Source organism: Streptomyces sp. A2-16 (genome assembly GCF_018128905.1).
Lineage (GTDB): Bacteria > Actinomycetota > Actinomycetes > Streptomycetales > Streptomycetaceae > Streptomyces.
The window spans coordinates 8941047-8966111 of the sequence record NZ_CP063808.1; the positions used below are offsets into that span (position 1 = coordinate 8941047).

Annotated in this window: 22 protein-coding genes and 1 riboswitch; of the genes, 4 read left to right on the forward strand and 18 right to left on the reverse strand. The window is 71.0% G+C overall.

Translation table 11 applies throughout. From position 1 onward, the window contains the following. Positions 1-48: 48 nt before the first annotated feature. The 13 genes from IOD14_RS40055 to IOD14_RS40115 all read right to left on the reverse strand — a co-directional run bounded on the left by IOD14_RS40055 (position 49) and on the right by IOD14_RS40115 (position 15093). Positions 49-990, reverse strand: coding sequence for a Ppx/GppA phosphatase family protein (locus IOD14_RS40055; RefSeq protein WP_123989771.1), 942 nt, complete (start codon positions 988-990; stop codon positions 49-51). Beyond that, positions 987-1523, reverse strand: a complete 537-nt coding sequence (locus tag IOD14_RS40060) for a DUF501 domain-containing protein (protein ID WP_123989772.1) — start codon at positions 1521-1523, stop codon at positions 987-989. Before IOD14_RS40060 ends, IOD14_RS40055 begins: the two co-directional genes overlap by 4 nt. A gap of 30 nt (positions 1524-1553) precedes the next feature. Then, entirely contained in the window at positions 1554-2030 is a 477-nt protein-coding gene (locus tag IOD14_RS40065; RefSeq protein ID WP_123989773.1) for a septum formation initiator family protein, read from the reverse strand. Between the two features lie 118 nt (positions 2031-2148). Further along, a complete protein-coding gene (gene eno / locus IOD14_RS40070) occupies positions 2149-3435 on the reverse strand; it encodes a phosphopyruvate hydratase (protein ID WP_007382562.1) in 1287 nt (428 codons plus the stop codon). Between the two features lie 296 nt (positions 3436-3731). Further along, positions 3732-4415, reverse strand: coding sequence for a transglycosylase family protein (locus IOD14_RS40075; protein ID WP_123989774.1), 684 nt, complete (start codon positions 4413-4415; stop codon positions 3732-3734). 3 nt (positions 4416-4418) lie between these two features. After that, positions 4419-4627, reverse strand: a riboswitch (cyclic di-AMP (ydaO/yuaA leader). A gap of 159 nt (positions 4628-4786) precedes the next feature. Next, complete coding sequence (locus tag IOD14_RS40080) at positions 4787-5797, reverse strand: transglycosylase family protein (RefSeq protein ID WP_212672851.1); 1011 nt, start codon at positions 5795-5797, stop codon at positions 4787-4789. Between the two features lie 191 nt (positions 5798-5988). After that, positions 5989-7302 carry a cytochrome P450 gene (locus tag IOD14_RS40085; RefSeq protein WP_123989776.1) on the reverse strand — a complete coding sequence of 438 codons (1314 nt, stop codon included), beginning with the start codon at positions 7300-7302 and terminating at the stop codon, positions 5989-5991. 127 nt (positions 7303-7429) lie between these two features. Next, the gene (locus IOD14_RS40090) at positions 7430-8434 is read right to left on the reverse strand and encodes a nucleoside triphosphate pyrophosphohydrolase (protein ID WP_123989777.1); all 1005 of its coding nucleotides are present in this window, start codon (positions 8432-8434) and stop codon (positions 7430-7432) included. Between the two features lie 421 nt (positions 8435-8855). Continuing rightward, positions 8856-9503, reverse strand: a complete 648-nt coding sequence (locus IOD14_RS40095) for a SurA N-terminal domain-containing protein (protein ID WP_212672852.1) — start codon at positions 9501-9503, stop codon at positions 8856-8858. A gap of 180 nt (positions 9504-9683) precedes the next feature. After that, positions 9684-10520, reverse strand: a complete 837-nt coding sequence (locus IOD14_RS40100) for a glycoside hydrolase domain-containing protein (RefSeq protein ID WP_212672853.1) — start codon at positions 10518-10520, stop codon at positions 9684-9686. A gap of 151 nt (positions 10521-10671) precedes the next feature. Next, entirely contained in the window at positions 10672-12165 is a 1494-nt protein-coding gene (locus IOD14_RS40105) for a serine/threonine-protein kinase (protein WP_282959535.1), read from the reverse strand. 38 nt (positions 12166-12203) lie between these two features. Then, complete coding sequence (locus tag IOD14_RS40110; protein ID WP_212672854.1) at positions 12204-12836, reverse strand: hypothetical protein; 633 nt, start codon at positions 12834-12836, stop codon at positions 12204-12206. 94 nt (positions 12837-12930) lie between these two features. Further along, positions 12931-15093 carry an N-6 DNA methylase gene (locus tag IOD14_RS40115; RefSeq protein WP_212672855.1) on the reverse strand — a complete coding sequence of 721 codons (2163 nt, stop codon included), beginning with the start codon at positions 15091-15093 and terminating at the stop codon, positions 12931-12933. A gap of 210 nt (positions 15094-15303) precedes the next feature. On the opposite strand from IOD14_RS40115, the gene IOD14_RS40120 reads away from it, so the two are divergent. Both IOD14_RS40120 and IOD14_RS40125 read left to right on the forward strand, forming a co-directional pair. Beyond that, on the forward strand, positions 15304-16011 hold the full coding sequence (locus tag IOD14_RS40120; protein WP_212672856.1) for a hypothetical protein: 708 nt from the start codon (positions 15304-15306) through the stop codon (positions 16009-16011). Between the two features lie 125 nt (positions 16012-16136). Further along, positions 16137-16931 carry a hypothetical protein gene (locus IOD14_RS40125; protein ID WP_212672857.1) on the forward strand — a complete coding sequence of 265 codons (795 nt, stop codon included), beginning with the start codon at positions 16137-16139 and terminating at the stop codon, positions 16929-16931. 46 nt (positions 16932-16977) lie between these two features. Here the strand turns inward: IOD14_RS40125 and IOD14_RS40130 are convergent, their stop codons facing one another. Together IOD14_RS40130 and IOD14_RS40135 are read right to left on the reverse strand one after the other, a co-directional pair. After that, positions 16978-17721: a GNAT family N-acetyltransferase gene (locus IOD14_RS40130; RefSeq protein WP_123989785.1), complete on the reverse strand. Its 744-nt coding sequence runs from the start codon at positions 17719-17721 to the stop codon at positions 16978-16980. 96 nt (positions 17722-17817) lie between these two features. Next, entirely contained in the window at positions 17818-18540 is a 723-nt protein-coding gene (locus IOD14_RS40135; RefSeq protein ID WP_174269310.1) for an HNH endonuclease family protein, read from the reverse strand. A gap of 192 nt (positions 18541-18732) precedes the next feature. On the opposite strand from IOD14_RS40135, the gene IOD14_RS40140 reads away from it, so the two are divergent. Further along, the gene (locus IOD14_RS40140) at positions 18733-18918 is read left to right on the forward strand and encodes an antitoxin (protein WP_123989787.1); all 186 of its coding nucleotides are present in this window, start codon (positions 18733-18735) and stop codon (positions 18916-18918) included. Positions 18919-19017: 99 nt separating this feature from the next. Here IOD14_RS40140 and IOD14_RS40145 read toward each other — a convergent pair whose 3' ends face one another. Beyond that, positions 19018-19626: a nucleotidyltransferase family protein gene (locus IOD14_RS40145; protein ID WP_212672858.1), complete on the reverse strand. Its 609-nt coding sequence runs from the start codon at positions 19624-19626 to the stop codon at positions 19018-19020. An 18-nt stretch (positions 19627-19644) separates the two neighbouring features. After that, positions 19645-20541, reverse strand: coding sequence for a hypothetical protein (locus IOD14_RS40150; RefSeq protein WP_249126186.1), 897 nt, complete (start codon positions 20539-20541; stop codon positions 19645-19647). Between the two features lie 103 nt (positions 20542-20644). Between IOD14_RS40150 and IOD14_RS40155 the strand changes: the two genes are divergently transcribed. Beyond that, positions 20645-21229 (forward strand): TetR/AcrR family transcriptional regulator, encoded by a 585-nt coding sequence (locus IOD14_RS40155; protein ID WP_212672859.1) that lies wholly within the window; start codon positions 20645-20647, stop codon positions 21227-21229. Between the two features lie 253 nt (positions 21230-21482). Here IOD14_RS40155 and mfd read toward each other — a convergent pair whose 3' ends face one another. Then, positions 21483-25013 (reverse strand): transcription-repair coupling factor, encoded by a 3531-nt coding sequence (gene mfd / locus IOD14_RS40160; protein ID WP_123989790.1) that lies wholly within the window; start codon positions 25011-25013, stop codon positions 21483-21485. Positions 25014-25065: the final 52 nt, after the last annotated feature.

The window sequence follows — 25065 nt, forward strand, 5'->3', positions numbered from 1 at the left end:
CGCGCTCATACGTTGTTCTCCCTGCTCAGCAGAGGTGCCCGGGAGGGGCTACGCGACCGACCACGCGATGCCGTCGAGGATGTCGTGCTCGCTCACGACGACTTCCTCGGCACCGATCCGCTCCATGATCGCGAGAAGGACGAGGGCCCCGGCGCCGATGACGTCCACGCGCCCCGGGTGCATGGAGGGGACGGCCGCGCGCTCGGCGTGGGTGGAGCGCAGCAGCCAGTCGGTGATCTCGCGGACCCGCTCGTGGGGGACCCGGGAGTGGTGGATGGCCTCGGAGTCGTACTCGGGCAGCTCCTGGGCGATCGCCGAGACGGTGGTGACGGACCCGGCGAGCCCCACCAGCGTGCGCGCCTCGCGCAACGGGACGGTCTGCTCGGCGAGGTCGAGGGCGGCCTCGATGTCGGCGCGCATCGCGGTGATCTGCGCGGCGGTGGGCGGGTCGCTGACGGCGCCGTCCTGGACGAGGTGCCGCTCGGTCATCCGCACACAGCCGACATCCACGGAACGTGCGGCGCGCACATGGTCGTCGCCCACGACGAACTCCGTCGAACCGCCGCCGATGTCCACCACCAGGTAGGGCTTGGCGAGGTGGTCGCTGCCGGTGAGCTCCTTGGTCGCCCCGGTGAAGGAGAACTCGGCCTCCTGGTCCCCGGAGATGACCTCGGGCTCGACGCCGAGGATGTCGAGGACGCCCCGAACGAAGTCGTCCCTGTTCTCCGCGTCCCGGGAGGCGGAGGTGGCGACGAAACGCAGCCGCTCGGCCCCGTGCTCCTTGATGACCGCCGCGTACTCCCGGCACGCGGCGAAGGTCCGCTCCAGCGCCTCGGGGGCGAGCCGGCCGGTCCGGTCGACGCCCTGCCCGAGCCGGACGATGGTCATACGGCGGTCCAGGTCGACGAGTTCGCCGGTGGCCGGGTCGCAGTCGGCGACGAGGAGGCGGATGGAGTTCGTACCGCAGTCGATGGCGGCGACGCGGGTCACTGGTCGTTCTCCTCGGTATCGGCGAGGGTCACGCACGCCCCCTTGCGCCACCACTCCGGCAGCATCGCGATCGCCTCGTCGCCCAAGGGGTTCACGCCCGGGCCCGCGGCCAGCGAGTGGCCGACCAGGACGTGCAGGCACTTCACCCGGTCCGGCATGCCGCCGGCGCTCGGGAAGCCCTCCAGGACCTCGATGGCGTCACGGCGGGCGATGTAGTCCTCGTGCGCGGCCCGGTACGCCTTGGCGAGCTCCGGGTCGGTCTGCAGGCGCTCCGTCATCTCCTTCATGACGCCGTTCGCCTCCAGCGTGCCGATCGCCGAGGCGGCGCGCGGGCACGTCAGGTAGTACGTCGTCGGGAAGGGCGTGCCGTCGGGGAGGCGGGGGGCCGTCTCCACCACGTCCGGCTGACCGCAGGGGCAGCGGTGCGCGATCGCGCGCAGTCCGCGCGGCGGCCGGCCGAGCTGCTGCTTGAAGGCCTCGACGTCCGCGTCGGTGGGCTCGGTGCGCGGGGTGGAGGGCGGGGGCGTTTCCATGCCTGTCTTTCTATCGGTCCATCGGTCGGTTCACTGGTCCGAGGCGTCGGACTTGTCGACGCCGTCCCAGACGTTGGAGTACCAGGGGCGGTCGGCCGCCCCGAGATCGGTGCGGGACTGCTTCGCCGCGTCCGGGTCGACGACGATGAAGCCCGTCTCGCCCGGCATCACATAGTGCAGCCGCTGCCGGATCTGCTGCTCCGCGTACGCGTCGTCCTGCCAGCGCGCCTTGAGATCGCGCAGCTTCTCGACCCGCTGGGCGGCCTGCGCCTTCTCCCGCTGGAGATCGGCGATCTCGGCGCGCTGGGAGACGTACTGCCTTATCGGGTACGCCAGCGCCACCACCAGCGTGCACAGCACGAGGGCGAGCAGCGCGGCCCTGCCGGTGAGCCGGGAGCGGCGGGCCTGCCTTCTGGTCTGGGAGCGGTAGACACGGGCCGCGGTCTGCTCGCCGAGCAGCCTGATCCTGGTCGTGGTGGAGAAACGGTCCCGGTCCTTCACGGCCATCGGCTCTCCGCCTCCCCTTCTACGTGCGTACGTCCCCGCACACGGTACGGGACCGGTACGGGGACGTACGTACGACTGGCTAAGGATTGGCCCTGTAGGGGTCAGCCCTTGACGCTGCTCAGCCCTTGAAGCGGGGGAAGGCGCTGCGGCCGGCGTACACCGCCGCGTCGTCGAGGATCTCCTCGATGCGCAGGAGCTGGTTGTACTTGGCGACGCGCTCGGAGCGGGCCGGGGCGCCGGTCTTGATCTGGCCGCAGTTGGTGGCGACGGCGAGGTCGGCGATGGTGACGTCCTCGGTCTCGCCGGAGCGGTGGGACATCATGCACTTGAAGCCGCTGCGCTGGGCGAGCTCGACGGCGTCGAGGGTCTCGGTCAGCGAGCCGATCTGGTTGACCTTGACGAGCAGCGCGTTGGCGGCGCCGTCCTCGATGCCGCGGGCCAGACGCTCCGGGTTGGTGACGAACAGGTCGTCGCCGACGATCTGGACCTTGTCGCCCAGCTTGTCGGTGAGGACCTTCCAGCCGGCCCAGTCGTCCTCGAACAGCGGGTCCTCGATGGAGACGAGCGGGTAGGCCGCCACGAGCTCCTCGTAGTACTCCGTCATCTCGGCGGCCGAGCGGTCCTTGCCCTCGAACTGGTACTTGCCGTCCTTGTAGAACTCGGAGGCGGCGACGTCCAGCGCCAGGGCGACCTGCTCGCCGGGGATGTAGCCGGCTTCCTTGATGGCCTCGAGGATGAGGTCGAGGGCGGCGCGGTTGGACTCCAGGTTCGGCGCGAAGCCGCCCTCGTCGCCGAGGCCGGTGGACAGGCCCTTGCTCTTCAGGACCTTCTTGAGGGTGTGGTACACCTCGGTGCCCCAGCGCAGCGCCTCGGAGAAGGACTCCGCGCCGATCGGGGCGATCATGAACTCCTGGATGTCCACGTTGGAGTCGGCGTGCGAGCCGCCGTTCAGGATGTTCATCATCGGCACCGGCAGCAGGTGCGCGTTCGGGCCGCCCAGGTAGCGGAAGAGCGGGAGGTCGCTGGCCTCGGAGGCGGCGTGGGCGACGGCGAGGGAGACGCCGAGGATGGCGTTGGCGCCGAGCGAGCCCTTGTTGTCGGTGGCGTCCAGGTCGAACATCGCCTGGTCGATCAGGCGCTGCTCGGTGGCGTCGTAGCCGACGAGCTCCGGGCCGATCTGCTCGATGACCGCGAGGACGGCCTTCTCGACGCCCTTGCCCTGGTAGCGGTTCGGGTCACCGTCGCGCAGCTCGATGGCCTCGAAGGCGCCCGTGGAGGCGCCGGACGGGACGGCGGCACGACCCGTGCTGCCGTCGTCGAGGCCGACCTCGACCTCGACGGTGGGGTTCCCTCGCGAGTCGAGGATTTCCCGGGCTACGACGACGTCGATGGACGGCACGAGCATCTCCTTCTTGGGATGTGACACGGTCCGCCGGGACCGCGGTGGGTTCTGCGAGACCGAGCCTAACCGGCTCCGGGGGATCGGCCACCGTGTGGACCGCCCCGTGGACAGAACCGAGAGTAAATTGTTTCTGAACTGAACAAAGACGTCCCGGCAAGCGCGCACAAAAAACCCCGCCCCGGTGCGTACGGGGGAACACGCACCGGAGCGGGGAGCCCGTGGGGACGGGGGGGGGAACCCTCACGAGGTCCTTCAGTATGAGGACCACGGATGTGAGGGCGCTGTGGTTCAGCTGAGCGTCACTTCAGGTGCAGCTGCTGGCCCGGGTAGATGAAGTCGGCGTCGGCGATGATGTCCTTGTTCAGCTTGAACAGCTTCTGCCAGCCGCCCTTGACCTTGTGCTTCTCGGCGATCGAGCTGAGGGTGTCGCCCTTGACGACCTTGTACTCGCCGTCGCCCTTCTTGACCTTCTTGCCGGTCGGGGTGGTGACGGTCTTCTTGGCCGCCGGGCGGTCGGTCGAACGGGAGGCGCTCTGCTCCTCGGTCGAACGGCTGCTCGTGTTCGAGGAGCCGGAGTTCGAGGAGGACGAGCTGCTGCCGCCGTTGTAGGTGGCGCTGGACAGGCCCGTGCCGCAGACCGGCCAGGCACCCTTGCCCTGGGAGGCGAGGACCTTCTCGGCGACGGAGATCTGCTGCGACTTGCTGGCCTGGTTGGCCTGCGCGGCGTACTGGGTGCCGCCGTACGCGGCCCAGGTGGAGGCGGAGAACTGCAGGCCGCCGTAGTAGCCGTTGCCGGTGTTGATGGACCAGTTGCCGCCGGACTCGCACTGGGCGACGGCGTCCCACTCGGAGGCGGTGGCGGCGGAGGCACTGCCGGCCGCCATCAGCGGGGCGGCGATGGCGACACCGGTGACACCGGCGAGCGCGGCGGCACGGGTGGCCTTGGACGGACGACGGTGCTTGCCCTTACCGGAAAACAGCATGGTGGATCCCCTCACCGACGCCTGCGAGGTGAGCTGTCGGGTTCGGGCCGGTTGAGTTGCCCGGTCACGCGAGCTGCGTGACTTCACCCCAAGCCGGTCCAGCGTGAACTGCTGGGTCCGGCACTTACCTTGGGTCCCCCGCTCCTGCCTACGGCGCATGACGCGACGACTGTTCCCGTACGGCCGCTGGCAGGATTCGGCGTTGCGACAGACGGGGCTCGGGTTGCCGAGCGGTGACGACCGTAGACACGCGCTCGGCGGAATTTCAAAGACGATCAGGGCTTCTGAGACTCATCCCACACTTTCACCAAAGTGGACATTCGGTGCGAAGTGTGACGTGAACTCGCGCTGTTTTTCAGGCCTTTTCGGCCCTATTCAGCCCCTGTGTCGAGCGTCTGACCGGCGACGATGTTGCTCGGGTCGGCCCCGATGCGGTCCTTGTTCTCGGCGTAGAGGGCACGCCATCCGCCGTCGAGACCAAGGGAGTCGGCGATGGAGACCAGCGAGTCGCCCTCCTGGACCGTGTAGGTGCGGGCGGCATGACGGCCGCCAACCGAGGACGGGGCCGCGCTCTTCGTCACGGCCTCCTCGGCACTGTCGCCGCGGTGCTTGCCGGAGCCGAGGGCGCCGACGTCCACGAGAGCCGAAGAACTGCCCTCCTGCCACGACTTGTCCGCTTCATCCTCATCCGCGCTCACCACGGGCGAGCTGTCGGAGGACTGCGCCTCCCCCGTGGCGGAACCCTCGGATCCCGAAGAGTTCTTTTTGTCCGAGCTGTCGGAACTGTCCTTGCCGCTGGAGGGAGTGGCCGACGGCGAAGGCGTCGCGGACGAGCCGTCCAGCGCGTCGAGCAGTCCGGAAGAATCCTCGGAGCCCGACGAGTTGGATGAACCGGAGGATCCGGAAGAACCCGACGAACTAGAGGAACCGGATGATTCAGACGATCCGGACGCCGAGGCCGAGGGCGTCCCGCTGCCCACGCCCGTGTCCACGTCGGCCGAGCTCGAGTCCTTGCTGAGGCCGTTGAGCAGACCGCAGGTCGGCCACGCGGCGATGCCCTGGTCCGCGAGGAGCTTCTCGGCCACGGCTATCTGCTGGTTGCGGCTGGCCAGGTCGGCGGTCTTGGCGTACTCGAGGCCGCCGTACTTCTCCCAGTTCTCCTGGGACATCTGGAGGCCGCCGTAGTAGCCGTTGCCGTCGTTCGCGCTCCAGGAGCCGCCGCTCTCGCACTCCGCGACCCGGTCCCACGTGGTGCCGGTGGCGGCGCTCGCCCCGGTCGCCCCGAGCAGTGGGATCGCGATGGCGGATCCCGTCACACCGGCCGCAACGAGGAGAGCCGGAGCCTGACGGGGGCGACGGTGACGACCGTTCCCGGAGAGCATGGGGGGACCTTTCCCGAGAGAGCAGGGACCAGCGCGGCAGGTGGTACAGGCACCGCGCTGGTCCGTGAACGTATAGGGATTCGATCACTTGTCACAAGTTAATGCCGCGTAGATCACGTGAAGATCACAGACTTGAGGGCACGTCATGTTTAGGCGGCCCCCCTCGGGGATACGCCGGACCCCTCGGTCCATTACCGGACGGGCGTGAACTCCACGGGCAAAGTACGCAGTCCACGCATGATGAGCCCACCACGCCAGCGCAAATCAGCCGAATCCACCGCGAGTTGAAGGTCCGGGAGCCGGGTGAGGAGGGTGGCGAGCGCGGTCTGGCCCTCCAGACGGGCGAGCGGGGCACCGAGGCAGTAGTGGATGCCGTGGCCGTAACCGAGGTGCTGATTGTCACGGCGGGACAGATCGAGCACATCGGGGTCGGCGAACCGCTCCGGATCCCGGTCCGCGGCGGCGAGCACGACGAGCACCGGGTCGCCGACGGCGATGTCCTGTCCGCCGATGCGGAGGGGTTCGGTGGCGAACCGCCAGGTGGCCAGCTCGACGGGGCCGTCGTACCGCAGGAGCTCTTCCACCCCGGTTTCGAGCAGGTCCCTGCGGCCCTCGGCGAGGGACTGCTGGAGCCTTTGGCGCTGCCCCGGGTGGGTGAGGAGGGCGTAGGTGCCGTTCCCGATGAGATTGACGGTGGTCTCGAAGCCCGCGAACAGCAGGATGAAGGCCATCGCCGCGGCCTCGTTCTCGGTGAGGTGCTCGCCGTGGTCGGAGGCGCGGATGAGCGCGGAGATGAGGTCCTCACCCGGAGCGGGCTCGTCGGGCAGCGCCTCCCGCTTGCGGTGGATGAGTTCGGCGAGATAACCGCGCATCTTCTTCACCGACCGCGCGACCCCGCCCCGCGGCCCCCCGCTGTGCCGGATCATCATGCCCGCCCAGTCCCGGAAGTCGTCCTGGTCCTCGCGGGGGACGCCGAGCAGGTCGCAGATCGCGTAGATGGGGAGCGGGAAGGCGAACTCGTGGATGAGGTCGGCGCTTCCGGTGGCCGCGAACCCGTCGATGAGACGGTCGGTCAACTCCTGCACCCGGGGCGCGAACTCGGCGACCCTCCTGGGTGTGAACGCCTTGCTGACGAGCCGTCGGAGCCTGGTGTGGTCCGGTGGGTCGATGTTCAGCAGATGCGTCATCAGGTCCGCCTTGCGCTCCCCCGGGATACCGGTCCTGCCCCTGGCGTGCGCGGGTTCGTCGTGATGCGCCGGGTTCTTGCTGAGCCGCTGGTCGGCGAGAGCCTGCTTGGCATCGGCGTACCGGGTGACCAGCCAGGCCTCCACCCCACTGGGCAGCCGGGTCCTGTGCACCGGCGCGTGCTCCCGGAGCCAGGCGTAGGCGGGGTAGGGGTTGGTGGCGAACTCCCAGGTGAAGAGGTCGGGGGCGGGAGTTGGAGAGGGAGAGGGAGAGGGGGAGGGGGTGGGGGTGGGGGTGGGAGAGGCGGGGTGGTCGGTCACTCTCTGACGGTATCCGGGATTTTCCGGGGCGCTTCCGGGGGCTTCCCGGGGGCACTTTGTCTGGCGGGGCCGTCTTCTCGGCGGTCGGAGGTGTCCCCCCTCCCCTCCCCTCCCCTGTCGCCGGCGCTCAGCTCCCCTGTTCCGCTCGGAGGACGGCATCCCGGTACGCCCGTGCCGCCGCCCGCAGGGCCGCCTCCGGGTCCACGCCCTCCGCCTCCGCGTGCGCGGCCAGGGCGAGCAGTCGGTAGCCGATGCCCTCCCCTTGGGGCAGGGGTACCTCCAGCCCGGCCGTCCGCACCCGCGACGCCAGCTTGGCCGCGAGGGCGAGACCGGGCTGGCCGAGGGGGACGCCTTCGGTCACCGAGGTGCGCTGTTTCTCTATCGCCTTGGTGCGCAGCCAGTGCGCCTTGACCTCCTCGGGGGTGCTGGCCGTCTCGTCGCCGAAGACGTGCGGGTGGCGGTGGATGAGCTTGGTGACGATGCCGCCAGCGACGTCGTCGATGGAGAAGGGGGCGTCCGGGTCGTCCTCGGCTATCCGGGAGTGGAAGATCACCTGGAGCAGGACGTCTCCCAGTTCCTCGCGGAGTTCGTCGCGGTCACCCTCCTCAATGGCCTCGACGAGTTCGTACGCCTCCTCGATGCCGTACTTCGCGAGGCCCTTGTGGGTCTGCTGGGAGGACCAGGGGCATTCGGCGCGGATGCGGTCCATGACCTGGACGAGGTCGAGGAGCCGGGCGCCGGGCAGGTCGTAGGAGGCGGGGAGCAGCTCCAGCTCGGGCATCTGCACGCGTCCGGATCCGGCGAGGCGGGCCAGACCGTCCGTGAGGGCCGGCTCGCCCTCGCCCGTGGCCACGACGACCACCGTCCGTCCGCCCGCGCACGCTCCGACCAGTTCCTCGGCGGTCGGGGACGTCTCGTCGACGGCTGTCCCCGCCTCCCGCAGATAGGGCAGCTGGGGGTGGGCGCCGTCCGCGCACAGAACCCGGTCGGCGGCGTGCAGCGCCTGCCAGGCGGGCCAGGACAGCAGGCCGGGGGCGACGCGGTGGCTGGTGGTGAGCAGGACGATGCGGCCGGGGGCGGACGCCGTGTCGGGGTCCTGGTCGGGGGCGGGCTCGAAGCCGGTTGCGTTCACGATTCGAAGCTAACGCACGGCGCCGACGGGGCGATCAGTTTGTCCACAGGCCGGGGGCGGCGGGGTGATCGTACGATCATCCGTCCACGGTGGGGGCCTGGTGGTGGGGGTGCCATGCCGTGGGGGCGTCATGCCGTGGGGGCGCCTGGTCGTCGGGGCGCTTTGCGGCCGGGGCGCTCGGTGATCGGGATGCCTTGCCGCCCGGACGCCCGGTGGTCGGGACGCCTTACCGCCCGGACGCCCGGTGGCCGGGACGCCCAGTTGTTGGGGCGCCTAGCGGTCGGGACGCGCGGCGGTCGGGGCGCCCGGTGGTCGGGGCGCCTAGCGGTCGGGATGCCCGGTGGCAGGGGTGCCTTGCGGTCGGGATGCCTTGCGGTTGCGGTGGGGGCGTCCCTCAGTGCTCTCGGCCGCCCCCGGCCCGCTAGGCGCTCTGTTCGCTCCCCGTCGCCGTGACCTCCCGTACCCACGGGGTCTTCGCGTCGACGCGGGTGCTCTTGGTCACGTCCCAGGTGCCGTAGCGCGGGTTGAGGTCGACGTCGAGTTGCTTGGACGCCTTGCTCAGGGCGCCCCAGAACGCGGGGTCGCTGGTGTCGGTGCCGAGCTTCGCGGCGAGTTTCTGGGCCTCCAGCTGGAGGCGGAGGTTCTCGTCGAGGCGCTCGGGTGCGATGCCGTACTGCTGGAGCCAGGCCGTCTCCAGGCCCTTGGCGCCGCCCGCCTGCTCCTCCAGGCCGGAGCGCAGCTCCTGGACCTGCTTGCGGGTCACGCTCACGCCCGCGTCGGCGGCCGCCTGGTGCAGCACCCGGTCGAGGACCATCCCGTGCAGGACGTCCCGGGTGAGGGTGCCGGTCTTGGCGATGGCCTGCTTGTACTGCGCCTCGTCCGTGACGGCCGCCCGCTGCGCGTCACGCACCTCGGTCACCCGGTTCTCCAGCTGGGCGACGGTGATCCGCTGCCCGCCGACGACGGCCGCCGCGCCGGGATGCGCGTCGCTTCCGCAGGCGGTGAGCAGGGGTGCCGCGGCGGCGAGCGCGGCGGTAAGGACGAGCGCGGTGCGACGACGGCGGTGCAAGGAGGCCTCCCGAGGAGATTGTGCGACGGTGCACAAGGTCTTGCGGTGATCGATGGTAGGCAGGGGACAGGCTCTGGCCAACCCATTCGACCAACGATTCACCAGGACTTCGGGCACCGCCGCGCTGCGCGGCGCGCGCAGCACCGCATGCAGCACTGCACGCACACGCGCGTGCCGGGGTCAGCCGGTGACGGCCACCGGGCCGTCCCAGGCGTCGCGGTCGACGGTGATGGTGTAGCCGTTCCGCGTCTCCTTGCTGTTGACCAGGTACTGATGGCCGCGGCTGTGATCGGTGTACTGGGTCCTGCCGAACGGCCAGTCCGTCGTCGTGGTGTTCTGCTTGTCCCACAGCGCGTACCAGAGGTTGCCCGGCAGGTCGGTCCTGTCCGTCGCGTTGGCGATCGCCTTGGCGCTGGAACTGGTGAAGCCGTAGAAGCCCGCGCGGTACGTCTTGGCGCGCAGGGTCTTGTCGAAGGCGCGCACATAGGTGAGCACGGCGTCGTTGCACGCCTTGTTCGTGATGTCGTACGCCTCCATGTCCAGGTAGATCGGGCTGCCGATCCTCATGCCGAGCGCGGAGGCCTTGGCGACCGCGTCCGCGCCGTCGGTCGCGCCGAGGGAGGAGGCGGTGGAGGCGGTGAGTTTCTCGGGGTTGGAGCCGCTCTGGCAGGGCGGCTGGGCGCCGACGTAGAGCGGGATGAGCTTCCAGCCGGCGGTGCTGACCGACTTGACCCAGGAGGCGGTGAGGTTGGGCTGGGAGCAGCCGCGGTTCTTGCCGCCGACGTAGACGGCGGCGGCGCCGTAGAGGCCGCCGTGCCAGGCCTTCATCGCGGCCAGGGAGGGGGCGGCGCAGGTGTCGAAGGCGCGGCCGGTGTACGTCTTCTGCGCGGGCCAGGTGGTCGCGGCCATCGAGCTCTGCGCGGCGAGGCCGGCGCCGGCGACCACTGCGGCCCCGGCGACGCCCCAGGTGATGTATCTGCGCTTCTTCGACTGCCGATGGCTGGACCTGGACGACATGGACGACCCCACCCCTGGTTGTGCTGTGCATGGCTGAAACGAAACGCAAAGCTATCCGGCTCCCGTCCCGCCTTTCGGAAACGCAAGCCCCGCCAGGGGGCAATTTTCCCTCTGGGTACGGCAAAGTCCGGTGCGTGCTCCAGCCGCGTGCCTAGCCGCGTACCTGGCCGAGCCACTGGAGCGTCCGGCGGATCTCCACCGCGAGCGGGTCGCCCGGTCCATGGAGCCGTTCCACGTCGTGCAGCAGGCGCGCGAGGGTGTCGTGGGCGGCGGCGCGGTCGCCGAGGGCGAGCAGAAGGTGGCCGATGCGGCGGCGGACGTCATGGGCGAGCTGGGGGTCGCCGGCCACGTACTGGTTCTCGTAGTACGGCAGCAGGGCTCGGTATTCGGCCAGTGCCGCCGCCGGTTCGCCGAGCTGTTCCAGGCACTGGGCGGCGTCGTAGCGGAAGCGCAGGGACTGCGGGTCGGCGTGGCCGGCCTCGGCGGCCCGTTCGTCGGCCAGGCGGCGCAGTTCGGGCAGTGCGCGCCGGTACTGGCCGTCGTCCATGAGGGTGGCGGCGTACTGCTTGCGCAGGGTGCGTACGACCGGGGAGTTCGCGCCGTGCTGCTCGGCGGCCGTGGGCAGGATCGCGCCCAGGATGTCGACGGCCTGGGTGATGCGGCCCTCGCCGAGGAGTCGCTTGACCTCGTCGACCGCGCGCGCGACATCCGGCTTCTCGGCCTTCTCCGGGACCGGTGTGACCGGAGCGGGCTGGGGCGCGGGCGTGCGGGCGCGGTCCGGCCACGGGGCGTGCGGGCGCAGGAAGGGGCGCGTGGGGTCGAGGGGTGCTCCGGTGGGCATCCCGCGCGCGGGCAGGAGGAGCGCCAGGTCCTCGTACACGTCCTGCGCGGACGCCGGGCGGTGCTGCGGGTCCTTGGCGAGCAGCCTCAGGACGAGCGCTTCCAGGGCCTCGGGGACTTCGGGGCGGGTGCGGCGCACGGGCAGCGGGGGCTCGTACAGGTGCCGGTGCAGCACGCCGAGCGCCGTGGAGCCCGCGAACGGTACGTCTCCGCTGAGGAGTTCGTGCAGCAGTACGCCGAGTGCGTACAGGTCGGTGTACGGGCCGACCGCGCCGCCCATCGCCTGCTCGGGGGCCATGTAGGCGGGCGAGCCGATCGGGGAGCCGGTGTGGGTGAGGCGGGTGGTGTCGGTGTCCATGACGGAGGCGACTCCGAGGTCGAGGACGGTGACGGTGCCGTCCTGCTTCACCATCACATTGCGCGGCTTGAGGTCGCGGTGGACGATCGGCACGGCGTGCACGGCGCTGAGCACGGCGCACAGTTGCGCGGCGACCGCGACCGCCCACTGCCAGGGGTACGGGTCGTGCTCGGCGAGATGGTCGGAGAGGTCCGCGCCGTCGACGTACTGCATGACGAGGAACAGCTCCTCGCCCTCACTGCCCGCGTCGTGCACGGTGACGAGCCCGGGGTGGTCGACCTGCGCGGTCACCCGGCACTCCCGCACGAACCTGCGGCGCAGCTCGTCCGCCTCCTGCCCGGCGACCTTGTCGGGGCGCAGCAGCTTCACCGCCACGCGCCGGTCGAGTCGCCGGTCGTACGCCGTCCACACCTGGCCCATGCCGCCCTGTCCGATGAGCGTGGACAGTTCATAGCGGTCGGCGACGACTCGCCCTGTCGCCACGGTCACCTGCCGCCGTCGTGGTTGCCGCCGGTACCGCCCTCGTGCTTGCGCAGATAGTCGCTGAGCTCGTCGAGCTCAGCACGCACCTGGTCGATGCGGGCGGGCGCGGGGCGCTGCGGCGGGGGCGGGACGACGCCGGGGGCGGGGACCGGAGGAACCGGCGGCTGCGGCTGCGGCTGCGGCTGCGGCTGCGGCTGCGGCTGGAGCGTGGACGTGTACGGGGGCGTCGGCTGGTGCTGCGGCGACGGGGGCGGATAGCCGTAGCCGGTGTGGACGGTCGGGCCGTGCGGCGGCGGGTAGCCGACGACCCGCCTCTCCTGGTGCACCCGGATGTCCATCACCAGGAAGTACACGCTGCTGAAGAGACCGAAGAGCAGGACCAGCGCCATGGCGACGTCGGTCCTGCGGTCGCTCTCCGGCAGCGCGCCGACCACCGCGAAGCACGCGATGGACAACGGCAGGCTCGCCCAGGCCAGCACCCAGTCGACCCACCGTCCGCGCAGGAAGGCGACGCGGAACAGCGGTGCGCAGGCGAGCAGACCGCACGAGAGAAAACCGACGGCGGCGAGCACCACGCGCAGGGTGATGACCGTGCCCGAGTCGCGGGCGGGCGGCGCCGCGCCGTGGCCGTACATGAACGCTCCTGAACCGGGATTCGATGTGGGGTTCGAGCGTATAGGCCGATACCGACAACTGGTCACGGGTTGTACCGAACCGTTGTCGTCCTGATCAGTCCGGCGCGACCGTTCCGTCCGTGAGCCCGTCGTACATCCCGCGCACGAGCTGCTCTCCGAGCCGGCCCGCGTGCCTGAGCGCCCGCTCGAACTCGTCGAGCACGCGGAAGCGTTCGCCGTAGCGTCGCTGCTCGTCGAGCGGCAGCCGGGGCAACTGGAGTCTGCGCACGTCCAGGCGGGTCGCGGTGGACGCGTAGCTGCTGGCCTGACGGTTGTTGGCGGTGCCGCGCAGGAAACCGGCCAGGAACCAGGGATCTAGCGCCGCCGGATCGGGGCGCAGCAGCACGAGGTTGCGCCCCAGGGCGGCGCCCCGTGTCGTCTCGTCGATCACCCGCGCCACCGAGCCCCCGCCGAGCACCGGTACGACGACGTCGCCCGGTTCGGTCAGCACGGCCTCCTCCTCGCTCTCGGGCAGCGTCCCGGAGGGGTCGCTCCCGGAGAGAACGTCGTGGTCGGTGAGGACAGGCACGCGTGCGTGGCCGCCGTTTCCGCCCGTGCGCAGCATCAGTGCTCCCCCGCGCGCGAGTTCGCCGACGGTGGTGAGCGGCCACCGCGCGGGGTGCGCGGAACCGGTGCGCGGCGCGGTGAGGTCCGCGGTCAGGCGCAGGGTCTCGCCCAGCCGCTCCCGCACGGCCGTGAGCTGTTCGGCGCCGTCGGCCGCCGTGGGGGGCGGCAGGTGGCGGGCGGGGGCGAGGTCCACGTCGTCGTCGAGGAGGTCGATGACGGGCAGCGCGCGGGCCAGGCCGGGCCGTTCGGTGAAGCGGCCGGGCCGTCCGAAGGCCTGCCAGGCGTCGAGGACGGCCTCGCGCACGGCCCGCCAGTCCGGCCCGCCACGCCCCTCGCCGGCGAACTGCCCCACGTCGACGAGCAGCACCTCGGGCTGCGCGGGCGCCCTTTCGGGGCGGCGCAGCACCCACAGGTGCAGCGGGATGTTGTACGGCGGTGCCGCCCCGACCGGCAGGGCGATCACGGCCCGCAGCGCACCGCGGCGCAGCAGGTCGGCACGGATACGGCGGCCCGAGCGGCGGGATGCCGCCGCGGGCGGCATGAGCAGGACGCCGGCGCCGCCGTCCTTGAGGCGGGCGAGTGCGTGCTGGACCCAGGCGAGCTCGGACTCGGTGCGGGCCGGGAAGCCGTACTCCCAGCGCGGGTCGTAGGCGAGTTCGTCGTGGCCCCAGTTGCGCTCGTTGAACGGCGGGTGGCACAGGACGGCGTCGGCGCGCAGCTGCGGGTGGGCGTCGGCGCGCAGGGTGTCGCCGGTCGCGCCGCGCACCGTGGACCACGTGTGCAGGGCGAGCCGGAGCGTGGTGAGCGCGGCGAGTTCGGGGGCGCTGTCCTGTGCGTAGAGCTTCTGGTCGGGCCGGGTGGCGGCGGCCCGCAGCAGGGCGCCGGTGCCGCAGGCCGGGTCGAGGACGGTGCGGGCGGGGCCGGCGAGGTCGGCCATGAGACCGGCCAGGTCGGCGGGGGTGAGCGTGTACTGGCGCGGGTTCGCGTCGAGGTGCCGGCCGAGCAGGAACTCGAAGGTCTGGCGGGCGCCCAGCTCGGCGGCGAGTTCGGCGACGCCGCGCAGGAGGGGGACGGAGGGGAGGAGTTCCGCGCCGGTCGGGGTGTGAACGGCAGGGTGGGGGGTGGCGGGGAGTGCCGGGTGGGGAGTGGCGGGGAGTGCGGGGTTCACGGTGTGTGGGGCGGCGGCGTTCGCAGCGCTCTGGGCTTTCGCGCCGTTCTCGGTGTTCACAGCCGCCGTGGTGTTCACGGCCGACTCCGGCCCGAATCTCGGCGTGAACACCTCCCGCAGCACCCCGGGCAGCGTCTCGGCGAGGCGCTCGTCGGAGCCGGCGCTCACCTCCAGCCAGACCGGCGGCCGGTCGTGGATCAGGAGCAGGACGCAGCCCGCGTGGGTGAGGGCGGTGACCGGGCCGTCGGGGTGGCCGGAGAGCTGCTGCCAGACGCGCTCCCGCAGCGGCACCTCGGCGAGTTTCCCCTGCTTGCGGAGCCAGGACTCGACCTCGGCGAGCGCGAAGGACGGGCTGGTCTCGGTGCCGCCGACGGGCCTCGGGAAGTCGGCGTGCCGACGGCGCCAGTTGCTGACGGCGGCGCGGCCCACACCTGCCAGCCGTGCGATACCCGCGGCGGTCACCTCAGTCGCGTCGTCCTGCACCGCCTGCTCCCCTCGTCGTACCGCACCAGGCCTGCGCCCCGCGTGTGACGCCGAGCATACCGATGCACGCAAGATCCACCCCTTCACGGCCGTGTACACGATGGAAGATGTGAATCGTGTTGACTCGGTTCACAGGCTCTGGTCTTATTGACCCAGCGAACGAGCGGCCGCTGATCGGCGGTGGTCGCCGCGTCGGAGGGGGACACAGTCATGGGCATGAAGGGCAAGATCGCGCTGGGTGCCGTCGTGGGAGTCGTCGTCATCGGAGCCGTGTCGGCGAACGCCGGGGACAACGGCGACGGTGGCACCTCCGGCGGCACCGGCAAGGGCTCTTCGGCGTCCGCGGAACGCTCCGCCGGGAGCAAGAAGGACGGCAAGGGCACCAAGGGCACCGACAAGGCCGAAGTCGCCGAGAAGAAGGCCGCGTTCTCCGGGGACGGCGACTTCCAGGTCGGTTCGGACGTCAAGCCCGGCACGTATCGCACCACCGGCAACAGCGACGGCATGTGCTACTGGGAGCGGGCCAAGGACGCCTCGGGCGAGATGGACTCGCTGCTGGCCAACGACAATGTCACCGGCACCAGTTACGTCACCGTCAAGGCCACCGACAAGCTCTTCAAGTCGAGCGACTGCAACGACTGGGAGGCCGTCGACAAGAAGGCGAAGGGCTCCCCCGCCTCCCGGATGTCCGGCGACGGCGGCATGTTCGGCGTCGGTGCGGACATCGTCCCGGGCACCTACAAGTCCACCGGCAATGCCGACGACTCCTGCTACTGGGAGCGCACCAAGGACGCCGACCACGGCATCGACTCGATCCTCGCGAACGACAACGTCAACGGCACGGCCGTCGTCAGGATCAGCGCCTCGGACGCCTACTTCAAGACGACCGGCTGCAAGGACTGGAAGAAGACCGGCTGAACCGGCCCGTCCCCCTTCGCTCCCCTCTCGCTCCCGGTCTCCTCTTCGCTCACCACGGGGGCGCGCCCCGCACACAGGGCGCCCCGCACCTCATCACCTCACCGCATCCCCATCAAGGAATCACCATGCGTCGTACCGCACTTGCCGCTCTCTGCATCGCCGCCGCGGCCACCGCCGGACTCACCGGCTGTCAGCCGGGTCAGGACAAGGCGGACAGCAGGTCGAGCGCGTCCAGCTCTTCCGCCGAGCCGGGCACGTCGGCCGCGAAGAAGGAGGCCTTCGCCGGGCTGACCGGCGGCGAGATAGCCGACCGTGCCACGAAGGCCACGACCGGCGCCTCGTCGCTGCGCATGAAGGGCGACATCCCCGACGACGAGAGCGGGGGCACCATCAGCCTCGATGTCCTCCTGAACAAGAAGGGGGAGTGCGCCGGCACCATCGGCATGGGCGGCAAGGGCAAGGCCGACCTGATCAAGACCGGTGACGTCGTGTACATGAAGTTCGACGAGGCGCTCCTGCGCGAGCAGAGCGAGGGCGAGTCGAAGGCGGACACCGACGCGGCCGTGGCCATGCTGGCCGGCAAGTGGACCAAGACGAAGGCGACGGGTGCGGACGCCAAGGAGTTCGAGGACTTCTGCGACCTGGGCTCGGTGCTCGACGGAGCCGAGGGCAACGACTCCGACGCGAGCCGCGGCAAGACGGCCACCGTCGACGGGGCGCCGGCGATCACGCTGCACGAGAAGGACGGCAAGGACCGCTACACGCTGTACGTCGCTACCGAGGGCAAGCCGTATCTGCTGCGCATCGACAGCACGACCGGAGCGGACCGGGGGTCCGTCACCTTCAGCGACTTCGACGAACCGGTCCCGACGCAGAAGCCGGCCGGCGAGATCGTGGACCTCGACGCCCTGGGCGGCTGAGCCACCGGGACCGACGGACACGAGGACGCGGCACGCTCGAGCACACTCAAAGGGCGTGCCGCATCCACACGTTGGGCTCGACGTACACCGCGTAGCCGCGTTCCGGCTCGCACCGCACCGGCACCAGTGCCCCGGGCACCTCGACATCTCCCCGGGTGTCGAAGGGCAGCCCGGTCCAGCGGCGCCACTGTGCCAGCGAGCCGGACACCGTCATGGAGGCCGGCGCCACCGCGTGCACCGCGGCACCGGCACGGACGTGCACCCGCAGCCACGGGTCGTGCGGCAGGCCGTCGGGGCGTACGCGATGGGCGTACTCCTCGATCGGGGTGTGCGGTTCCAGGTGCTTGGCGCTGGGGCGGACGGGGGCGACGACCTCGCTGAAGCCGTGGGCGCGGGCGTTGTCGCGCATCGCCGAGAGCATCCGGGCGGACAGGCCGTGGCCCTGCGCGCGCGGGTCGACGACGACCGAGATCGCGCTGACCGTGTCGGGCCGTACGCCACGCCGCAGATCGCTGAAGGCCCACACGAGCACCTCGTCCCAGCCCCGGGCGGGCAGTTCACCGCGGTCCTCGGCGTGGAGCGCGAAGGGGACGCTGTGGGCGTGCGCGACGATCTCACCCCGCTCGTCCTCGGCGAACAGCACGTACTCGGGGAGTTCGGCGGAGATCCGTGCGTAGTGGGCGTTGCCCACCAGGTCCTCGGTCACGAACTCAGGCCAGCTGTTGGCCATACCGAGAACGCGCTCCCGCATCTCGGGACGCTCGGCGAGACTCGCGATCCTCAGTTCCATACGATCACCGTAAGCGCGGGTCCGCCCACCGTGAAAGCGCATTTCCCGTTCGCTCCGGTGCCCGCCACGGGCCCACGACTCGTGATCTCGGGCCCGTCAGTCCGCGTGGAACCGCGGTGGCGCGGCCGTCGGGTTGCCACCGGTCGGGAGCTTCTGGCCGGGGCAGCCCGTGAGGACCTTCTTCATCGCGGACTTCTCCGCGGCCGTGACCCACAGGTCGTACTTCTTCTTCACGGCGACCTGGGCGGCCACATAGGTGCACCGGTACGCCTTGTTCGGCGGCAGCCAGGTCGCCGTGTCGCCGTCCCCCTTGGAACGGTTGGTGCTCGCGTCGACGGCCAGGAGGTTGAGGGGGTCGTTGGCGAGCGCTATCCGCTTGCCGGGGTCCCAGTACTTGGCCCCCTTCTGCCAGGCGTCGGAGAGCGCGACCACATGGTCGATGTCGACCTGACTGCGCCCGCGCCGGTAGGTCACCTCCTTGCCCGAGTACGGGTCCGACTCGAGCACGCCGTAGGAGACCTTGCAGTCCCCGCGGGTGAACTTCACGTCCTCCAGGTCGCGTTTGAGTATGTCGTCGCGGGTGTCGCAGTCGTTCGAGTCGGTGTCCGCCCACGCGGTGCCGAACCTCTCCCGCTCATACCCCGTCTTGGGGGCCCGCCCCTTCACGGTGAGCGACTCGGCCGCGGTGAGGGCAGCACCTGAACCGCCCGCGCCCCCGGTCTCCGGCGGCCCGCCGGACCCTGTGGTCGTCTCCGCCTTGCACCCGGCCACGGCGAACACCAGCACGACGGCGGCCGCGGCCCCGCCCCTCAGACGCATCACGTGCGCCCCTCCCCTTGCAACCCGGTCCGCCCCCGCAGGGAGCGCCTTCCCTCGTACGACGTCGCGCACACCGTAGCGAGCGGGCGCACCGCGGCGTTCAGGAGGTCCGGGCCTCACTCCTTTCGAGTGGCCATGATGGACATATCGGTCGTATCGTCATTGCTGAGTCATCTCCGGAAGGAGCTCTGGATGGGCATCTTCGACAGGTTCAAGAGCAACCGCCAGATGCAGGACAAGGCCAAGGACATGTCCGACATGGCGGAACGGAAGGTCAACGACCGGACGGGCAACAAGTACGAGAGCCAGGTCGACGGCGCGCAGCAGAAGATCGAAGGGTCGCTCGGCATGGATCGTGACAGGCCCGAACAGCCGTAGACCCCAGGACTCACCAAGGACAGCGGCCCGCCGGGCACGACCCGAGCGGGCCGCCTCCGTACTCGTCCACCGCGTGCCGAACGGGAGTCGCACCGGCGGTCACGCGGGTGGGTCGGCCGGCCATGGCAGCACCGTGAGCTGTGGCCATTCCCCTTTCCAGCGTGCGGACTTGGCCTCATAGACCTCTCTCGGAGCCAGCACCGGGTTGGGGCGGACCACGAGGTTGAACACGTCGGACAGTCCGTGCGGCGCGTAGACGCGCCACTGCCCGTCGGGGTCCAGCCGCACGCCCAGACAGCAAGTCGTCGCGGCGAAGCGGTCGATGGCGGACTCGGTGGAGTCGAACGGCGGGCAGGGCACGTTGAACTTCTGCTCGTACCAGAGGTGCACCCGGGCCTCGTTGCGGATCTCCACCTCGGCCCGCAGGCCGGCGAACACCTCCTGCCCCTTCCTGATCACGGTGTCCTCGGCCTCCCAGGAGAGGTCGGTGTCGTCGAAGTAGAAGACGTCGTAGTCCCTGATGCCCTCCGTCGGGGGCCTGCCGGTGACCTCGTTCCACACCGTCTGGAACAGGCAGCCCGCCGTCACGTACCAGCCCGGCAGGTCAAGCGTCGCCGTCCCGGTCAGCACCTCGGTCAGGGTCTCGTTCCGGCAGAGCACGGAACGGAACGCGTCGAGTTGTTCCGCGAGGGGAAGTCGTCCGAGCATCCGTCCTGACTATCACGGTCAGACCTTGCCGATGCCCAGGGTCGTCTCCGACGGGAGCAGCCCGGTGGACAGCACCGCGACCCAGAAGTCGCCGAGCAGATCCGCGAGCCGGTCGGCTCGGGCCGCTCCGAGCAACCGCCACGGGGCGGCGGCCAGTTGGTCTGTGTGGTGCTCCACGCGATGGCGCAGGTCGCGGCCGGCGTCCGTGGCCTCGCCGTTCCCGTGGACCAGGCCGCGGGCCGTCAGCCACTCGCGCGCGGCCTCCCATTCGCCGGCGCTCCAGCCTCGGCTCTGGAAGCGCTCCACGGACGCGGCGCCGATCGCGGCGAAGGAGACCAGCGACTCGACCGGGTCGAGTCCGGCCACGAGCAAGGCCGCTGTGTGGCCGTCGCCGCGGTGCTCACGCAGGATCGTCGCCGCGTGCCACAGCTGGAGGTGAGGGGCCTCGGGCCACTGCGCCTCGGCATTGGCCGCGGCGAGCGGGCGGCCCGCCGTGTTCGCCGCCTCGGCCGCGCTCCGGGCCAGAGCGGCGGCCTCCGCCAGCTCAGGACTGTCGACGCGGTCGCCGAATATCGCGCGGTAGGCCCGGTCGATCCCCCGCAGCCTCGCGGCCAGCACCGCACCGGGTTCGGCGATCGCCCACGCGGAGTCGATGTGCTGGGCGACCATCCGGGGACTGAAGCTGTAGAAGGCGGACGCCACGCGCTCGGCGCCCACCGGTCCCAACGGCGCGGCCCGCAGCGGGAAGTAGCTCGGCCAGCGCTCCTTCGTGTCGTACCCGAGCGCGGCCGCCTCCTCGAAGACCTCCGGTGCGTAGTACAGCACCGCGTGCAGGGGCTCCAGCAGATGCCAGAGCCGGCGCACCTGGCTCAGCTCCACCGCACCCGCATCGATCCCGTCGCCGTGCATCGACATGACACAACCCCCGTCGCATTCGCCCATCGAGAACTTGACACTGACTAGATTGCCTCGACCCGTCGAACTTGTCAATGCCTAGATTGCGGGTACGCTGCCGACCATGGCACCTGCGGAAACCGAGAAGCCGAACCGCCCCTACCACCACGGCGATCTGCGCCACGCGATCCTCACCGCCGCCCTCGACGTCATCGCCGTGGACGGCCCCGCCGGGCTGAGCCTGCGCGACCTGGCCCGCCGCGCCGGTGTCTCGCACGCGGCCCCGGCCCACCACTTCAGGGACCGCACCGGACTGCTCACGGCGATCGCCGCGGACGGTTTCGCGCTGCTGGCGGCCGCGGTCAACGACGCCTCGGACCTCAAGGACGCGGGCGCGCGCTACGTACGCTTCGCCCGCGAGCACCCGGCCCACTTCCAGGTGATGTTCGCGCCCGAACTGCTGCGCGCCGACGACCTCGAACTCACCACGGCCCGCGCCCTGGCCACCGAGGCCCTGCGCACCTCGGTCTCGGCGGTGCGCGCCGACGACTTCGGCATCGACAGCCGCCTCGCGGGAGTCGCCGCCTGGTCCCTCGCCCACGGCTTCGCCACGCTGCTCCTCAGCCACAACCTGGACGGCCCGGTCGGCGACAGGGACGCCGAGGAGGTGTTCCGGACTCTGGCGACCACGCTCTTCCGCACGCACTGACCCCGGAGGCCTCAGCCGCCGGAACACCGGAACGCGGAACACCGGAACGCGGAACACCGACGTCCGCCCGAAGCCGCCCGGCGCCAGGGCGACCACGCCCCACGGCATCGCCGACCAGCGCCAGCACAGGCAGCACAGGCACCGCAACCAACAGCAGCGCCGGCACTGGCGCCGGCGGCCAACGCCGAGGACTCACCCCCGTCGGGCCACCGGCTCCCACACGCGTCCGACGGCCCGACCGCACCTCACCTCGTCACGACCCCAGGATCGACGTGAGGAACTCCCCCACCCAGCCGAGCAGTTCCCGCCCGACCAGCGGCTTCCCGCCGACCTTCGCGGTCTTCGGGCGCGGCACCAGCACCTGGTGCACGGCCGGCTTGATGACGGTGCCCGGATAGAGCCGCTTGAGCCGCAACTCCTGCGACTCCCGCAACTCCACCGGTGCGAAGCGGATGTTGGTGCCCTGGAGGACGATCTCGCCGACGCCACACGCGCGTGCGAGCATCCGCAGGCCCGCCACCAGCAGCAGGTTCTCCACCGGCTCGGGCAACTTGCCGTACCGGTCGACGAGTTCCTCGCGTACGGCCTTGATGTCCTCCTCGGTGTTCACCGAGGCGATCGCGCGGTAGGCCTGCAGGCGCAGCCGCTCGCCCGGCGCGTAGTCGTGCGGGACGTGCGCGTCGACCGGGAGCTCGATCTTGACCTCCAGCGGCGGCTCCTCCTCGACTCCGCCCTCCAGGGAGGCCCGGTAATCCGCGACGGCCTCGCCGACCATCCGGACGTACAGGTCGAAGCCGACGCCCGCGATGTGGCCCGACTGCTCGCCGCCGAGGAGGTTGCCCGCGCCGCGGATCTCCAGGTCCTTCATCGCTACGTACATGCCCGCGCCCATCTCGGTGTGCTGGGCGATGGTCGCGAGCCGCTCGTGCGCGGTCTCCGTGAGCGGCTTCTCCGGCGGGTACAGGAAGTACGCGTAGCCGCGCTCGCGGCCACGGCCCACCCGGCCGCGCAGCTGGTGCAGCTGGGACAGGCCGAAGTTGTCGCCGCGCTCGACGATCAGGGTGTTCGCGTTGGAGATGTCGATGCCCGACTCGACGATCGTGGTCGACACGAGCACGTCGAACTTCTTCTCCCAGAAGTCGACGACGACCTGCTCAAGGGCCTGCTCCGACATCTGGCCGTGCGCGGTGGCGATGCGCGCCTCGGGGACGATCTCGCGCAGGCGCGACGCCGCGCGGTCGATCGACTCGACCCGGTTGTGGATGTAGAAGACCTGGCCCTCGCGCAGCAGTTCACGGCGGATGGCCGCGCCGATCTGCTTCTCCTCGTACGGCCCGACGAACGTGAGCACCGGGTGGCGCTCCTCCGGGGGCGTGGTGATCGTCGACATCTCGCGGATGCCGGTGACCGCCATCTCCAGCGTCCTCGGGATCGGCGTCGCGGACATGGTCAGCACGTCGACGTTGGCGCGCAGCTTCTTCAGCTGCTCCTTGTGCTCGACGCCGAAGCGCTGCTCCTCGTCGACGATGACCAGGCCGAGGTCCTTGAACTTGGTCTCCGAGGAGAACAGCCGGTGGGTGCCGATGACGACGTCCACCGAGCCCTCGCGCAGCCCCTCCAGGACGGCCTTCGCCTCGGTGTCGGTCTGGAAGCGGCTCAGCGCCTTCACGACCACGGGGAACTGGGAGTACCGCTCGCTGAAGGTCCCAAAGTGCTGCTGCACCAGCAGGGTCGTCGGGACGAGGACAGCCACCTGCTTGCCGTCCTGTACGGCCTTGAAGGCGGCCCGCACCGCGATCTCCGTCTTGCCGTAGCCGACGTCGCCGCAGATCAGACGGTCCATGGGGACCGACTTCTCCATGTCCTCCTTGACCTCGGCGATGGTGGTCAGCTGGTCGGGCGTCTCCGCGTACGGGAAGGCGTCCTCCAGTTCGCGCTGCCACGGGGTGTCCGGGCCGAAGGTGTGCCCGGGGGCCGCCATCCGCGCGCTGTACAGCTTGATCAGGTCGGCGGCGATCTCCTTGACGGCCTTCTTGGCGCGCGCCTTGGTCTTGGTCCAGTCGGCGCCGCCGAGCCGGTGCAGGGTGGGCGCCTCACCGCCGACGTACTTGGTGATCTGCTCCAGCTGGTCGGTGGGGATGTAGAGCCGGTCGCCGGGCTGGCCGCGCTTGGCGGGGGCGTACTCGACGACGAGGTACTCGCGCGTGGCGCCCTGCACGGTCCGCTGGACCATCTCGATGTAGCGGCCGACGCCGTGCTGCTCGTGGACGATGTAGTCGCCCGCCTCCAGGGTGAGCGGGTCGATCGTCTTGCGGCGCCGTGCGGGCATCCGGGCGCCGTCCTTGCCGGCCGCCTTCTGCCCGGTCAGGTCGGTCTCGGTCAGCACCGCGAGTCTCAGCGCCGGGTCGACGAAGCCGTACTCGATGGAGCCGCACGCCACGTGCACGACGGAGGGGCTGAGGGAGGCGAGTTCGGCGTCCAGGCGGGCCGCGATGCCCTCGCCGCCCAGCACCTCGACGGTACGGGCCGCGGGGCCGTGCGCCTCGGTCACGAAGACCGCGCGCCAGCCGTCGGCGAGCCAGCCCTTGGTGTCGGCGAGGGCCTTGGCGGTGTCGCCGCGGTAGGTCTCGGGCGCGTGCATGCCGAGCTTGAGGGTGTCGGCCTCCAGTTCGAGATCGGCCGCGAACGGGGAGACCGACCACCACATCATGTCCAGCTCGCGCGCGCGGTCGCGGACGTCGGCGATGGACCACAGAGAGGCCGCGCCGACGTCGATGGGCGCCTCGCCGCCGCCCGCGGTGGCCGCCCAGGATGCCTGGAGGAACTCCTGCGAGGTAGCCACGAGGTCCGACGCGCGCGTGCGCACCCGCTCCGGGTCGCACACCACGGCCATGGCGCCCTTGGGCAGGACGTCGATCAGGAGCTCCATGTCGTCGACGAGGACGGGAGCCAGGGACTCCATGCCCTCCACGGCGATGCCCTCGGCGATCCTGCCGAGCAGTTCGCCGAGCTCCGGGTGCTGCTCGGCGAGGGCACGCGCGCGTGCGCGTACGTCGTCGGTCAGGAGCAGTTCGCGGCAGGGCGGGGCCCACAGGCCGTGCTCGGCGACCTCCAGGGAGCGCTGGTCGGCGACCTTGAAGTAGCGGATCTCCTCGACGTCGTCGCCCCAGAACTCGACGCGCAGGGGGTGTTCCTCGGTGGGCGGGAAGACGTCGAGGATGCCTCCTCGGACGGCGAACTCGCCGCGCTTCTCGACGAGCTCCACGCGCGCGTAGGCGGCTGCGGCGAGGGCTTCCACGATCGTGTTCAGGTCGGCGGTCTGGCCGGTGCGCAATGCCACCGGTTCCAGGTCGCCGAGGCCCTTGACCTGCGGCTGGAGCACGGACCGTACGGGCGCGACGACGACCGAGACGGGGCCGGTCTCGGGGTCGTCGGGACGCGGGTGGGACAGGCGGCGCAGGACGGCCAGGCGGCGGCCGACGGTGTCGGAGCGGGGGCTGAGGCGCTCGTGCGGAAGGGTCTCCCAGGACGGGTACTCCACGACCCCCTCGGGCGGGAGCAGGGAGCGCAGTGCCGCGGCCAGGTCCTCCGCCTCGCGGCCCGTCGCCGTCACCGCGAGGACCGGTCGTCCGGCCTCACGCGCGAGCGCGGCGACCGCGAAGGGGCGGGCCGCCGGGGGGCCGACCAGGTCGACGTGCATGCGGTTGCCGTCTTGGGCCGCCGTGATCGCTTCCGCGAGGGCGGGGTCCTTGACGACGGCGTCGAGCAGACCGTGCAGGCTCATTCGGGGCGGCTTTCGTCCGAGGGGGGCTGGGCTGGGCGTGGGGGTGGGCAAC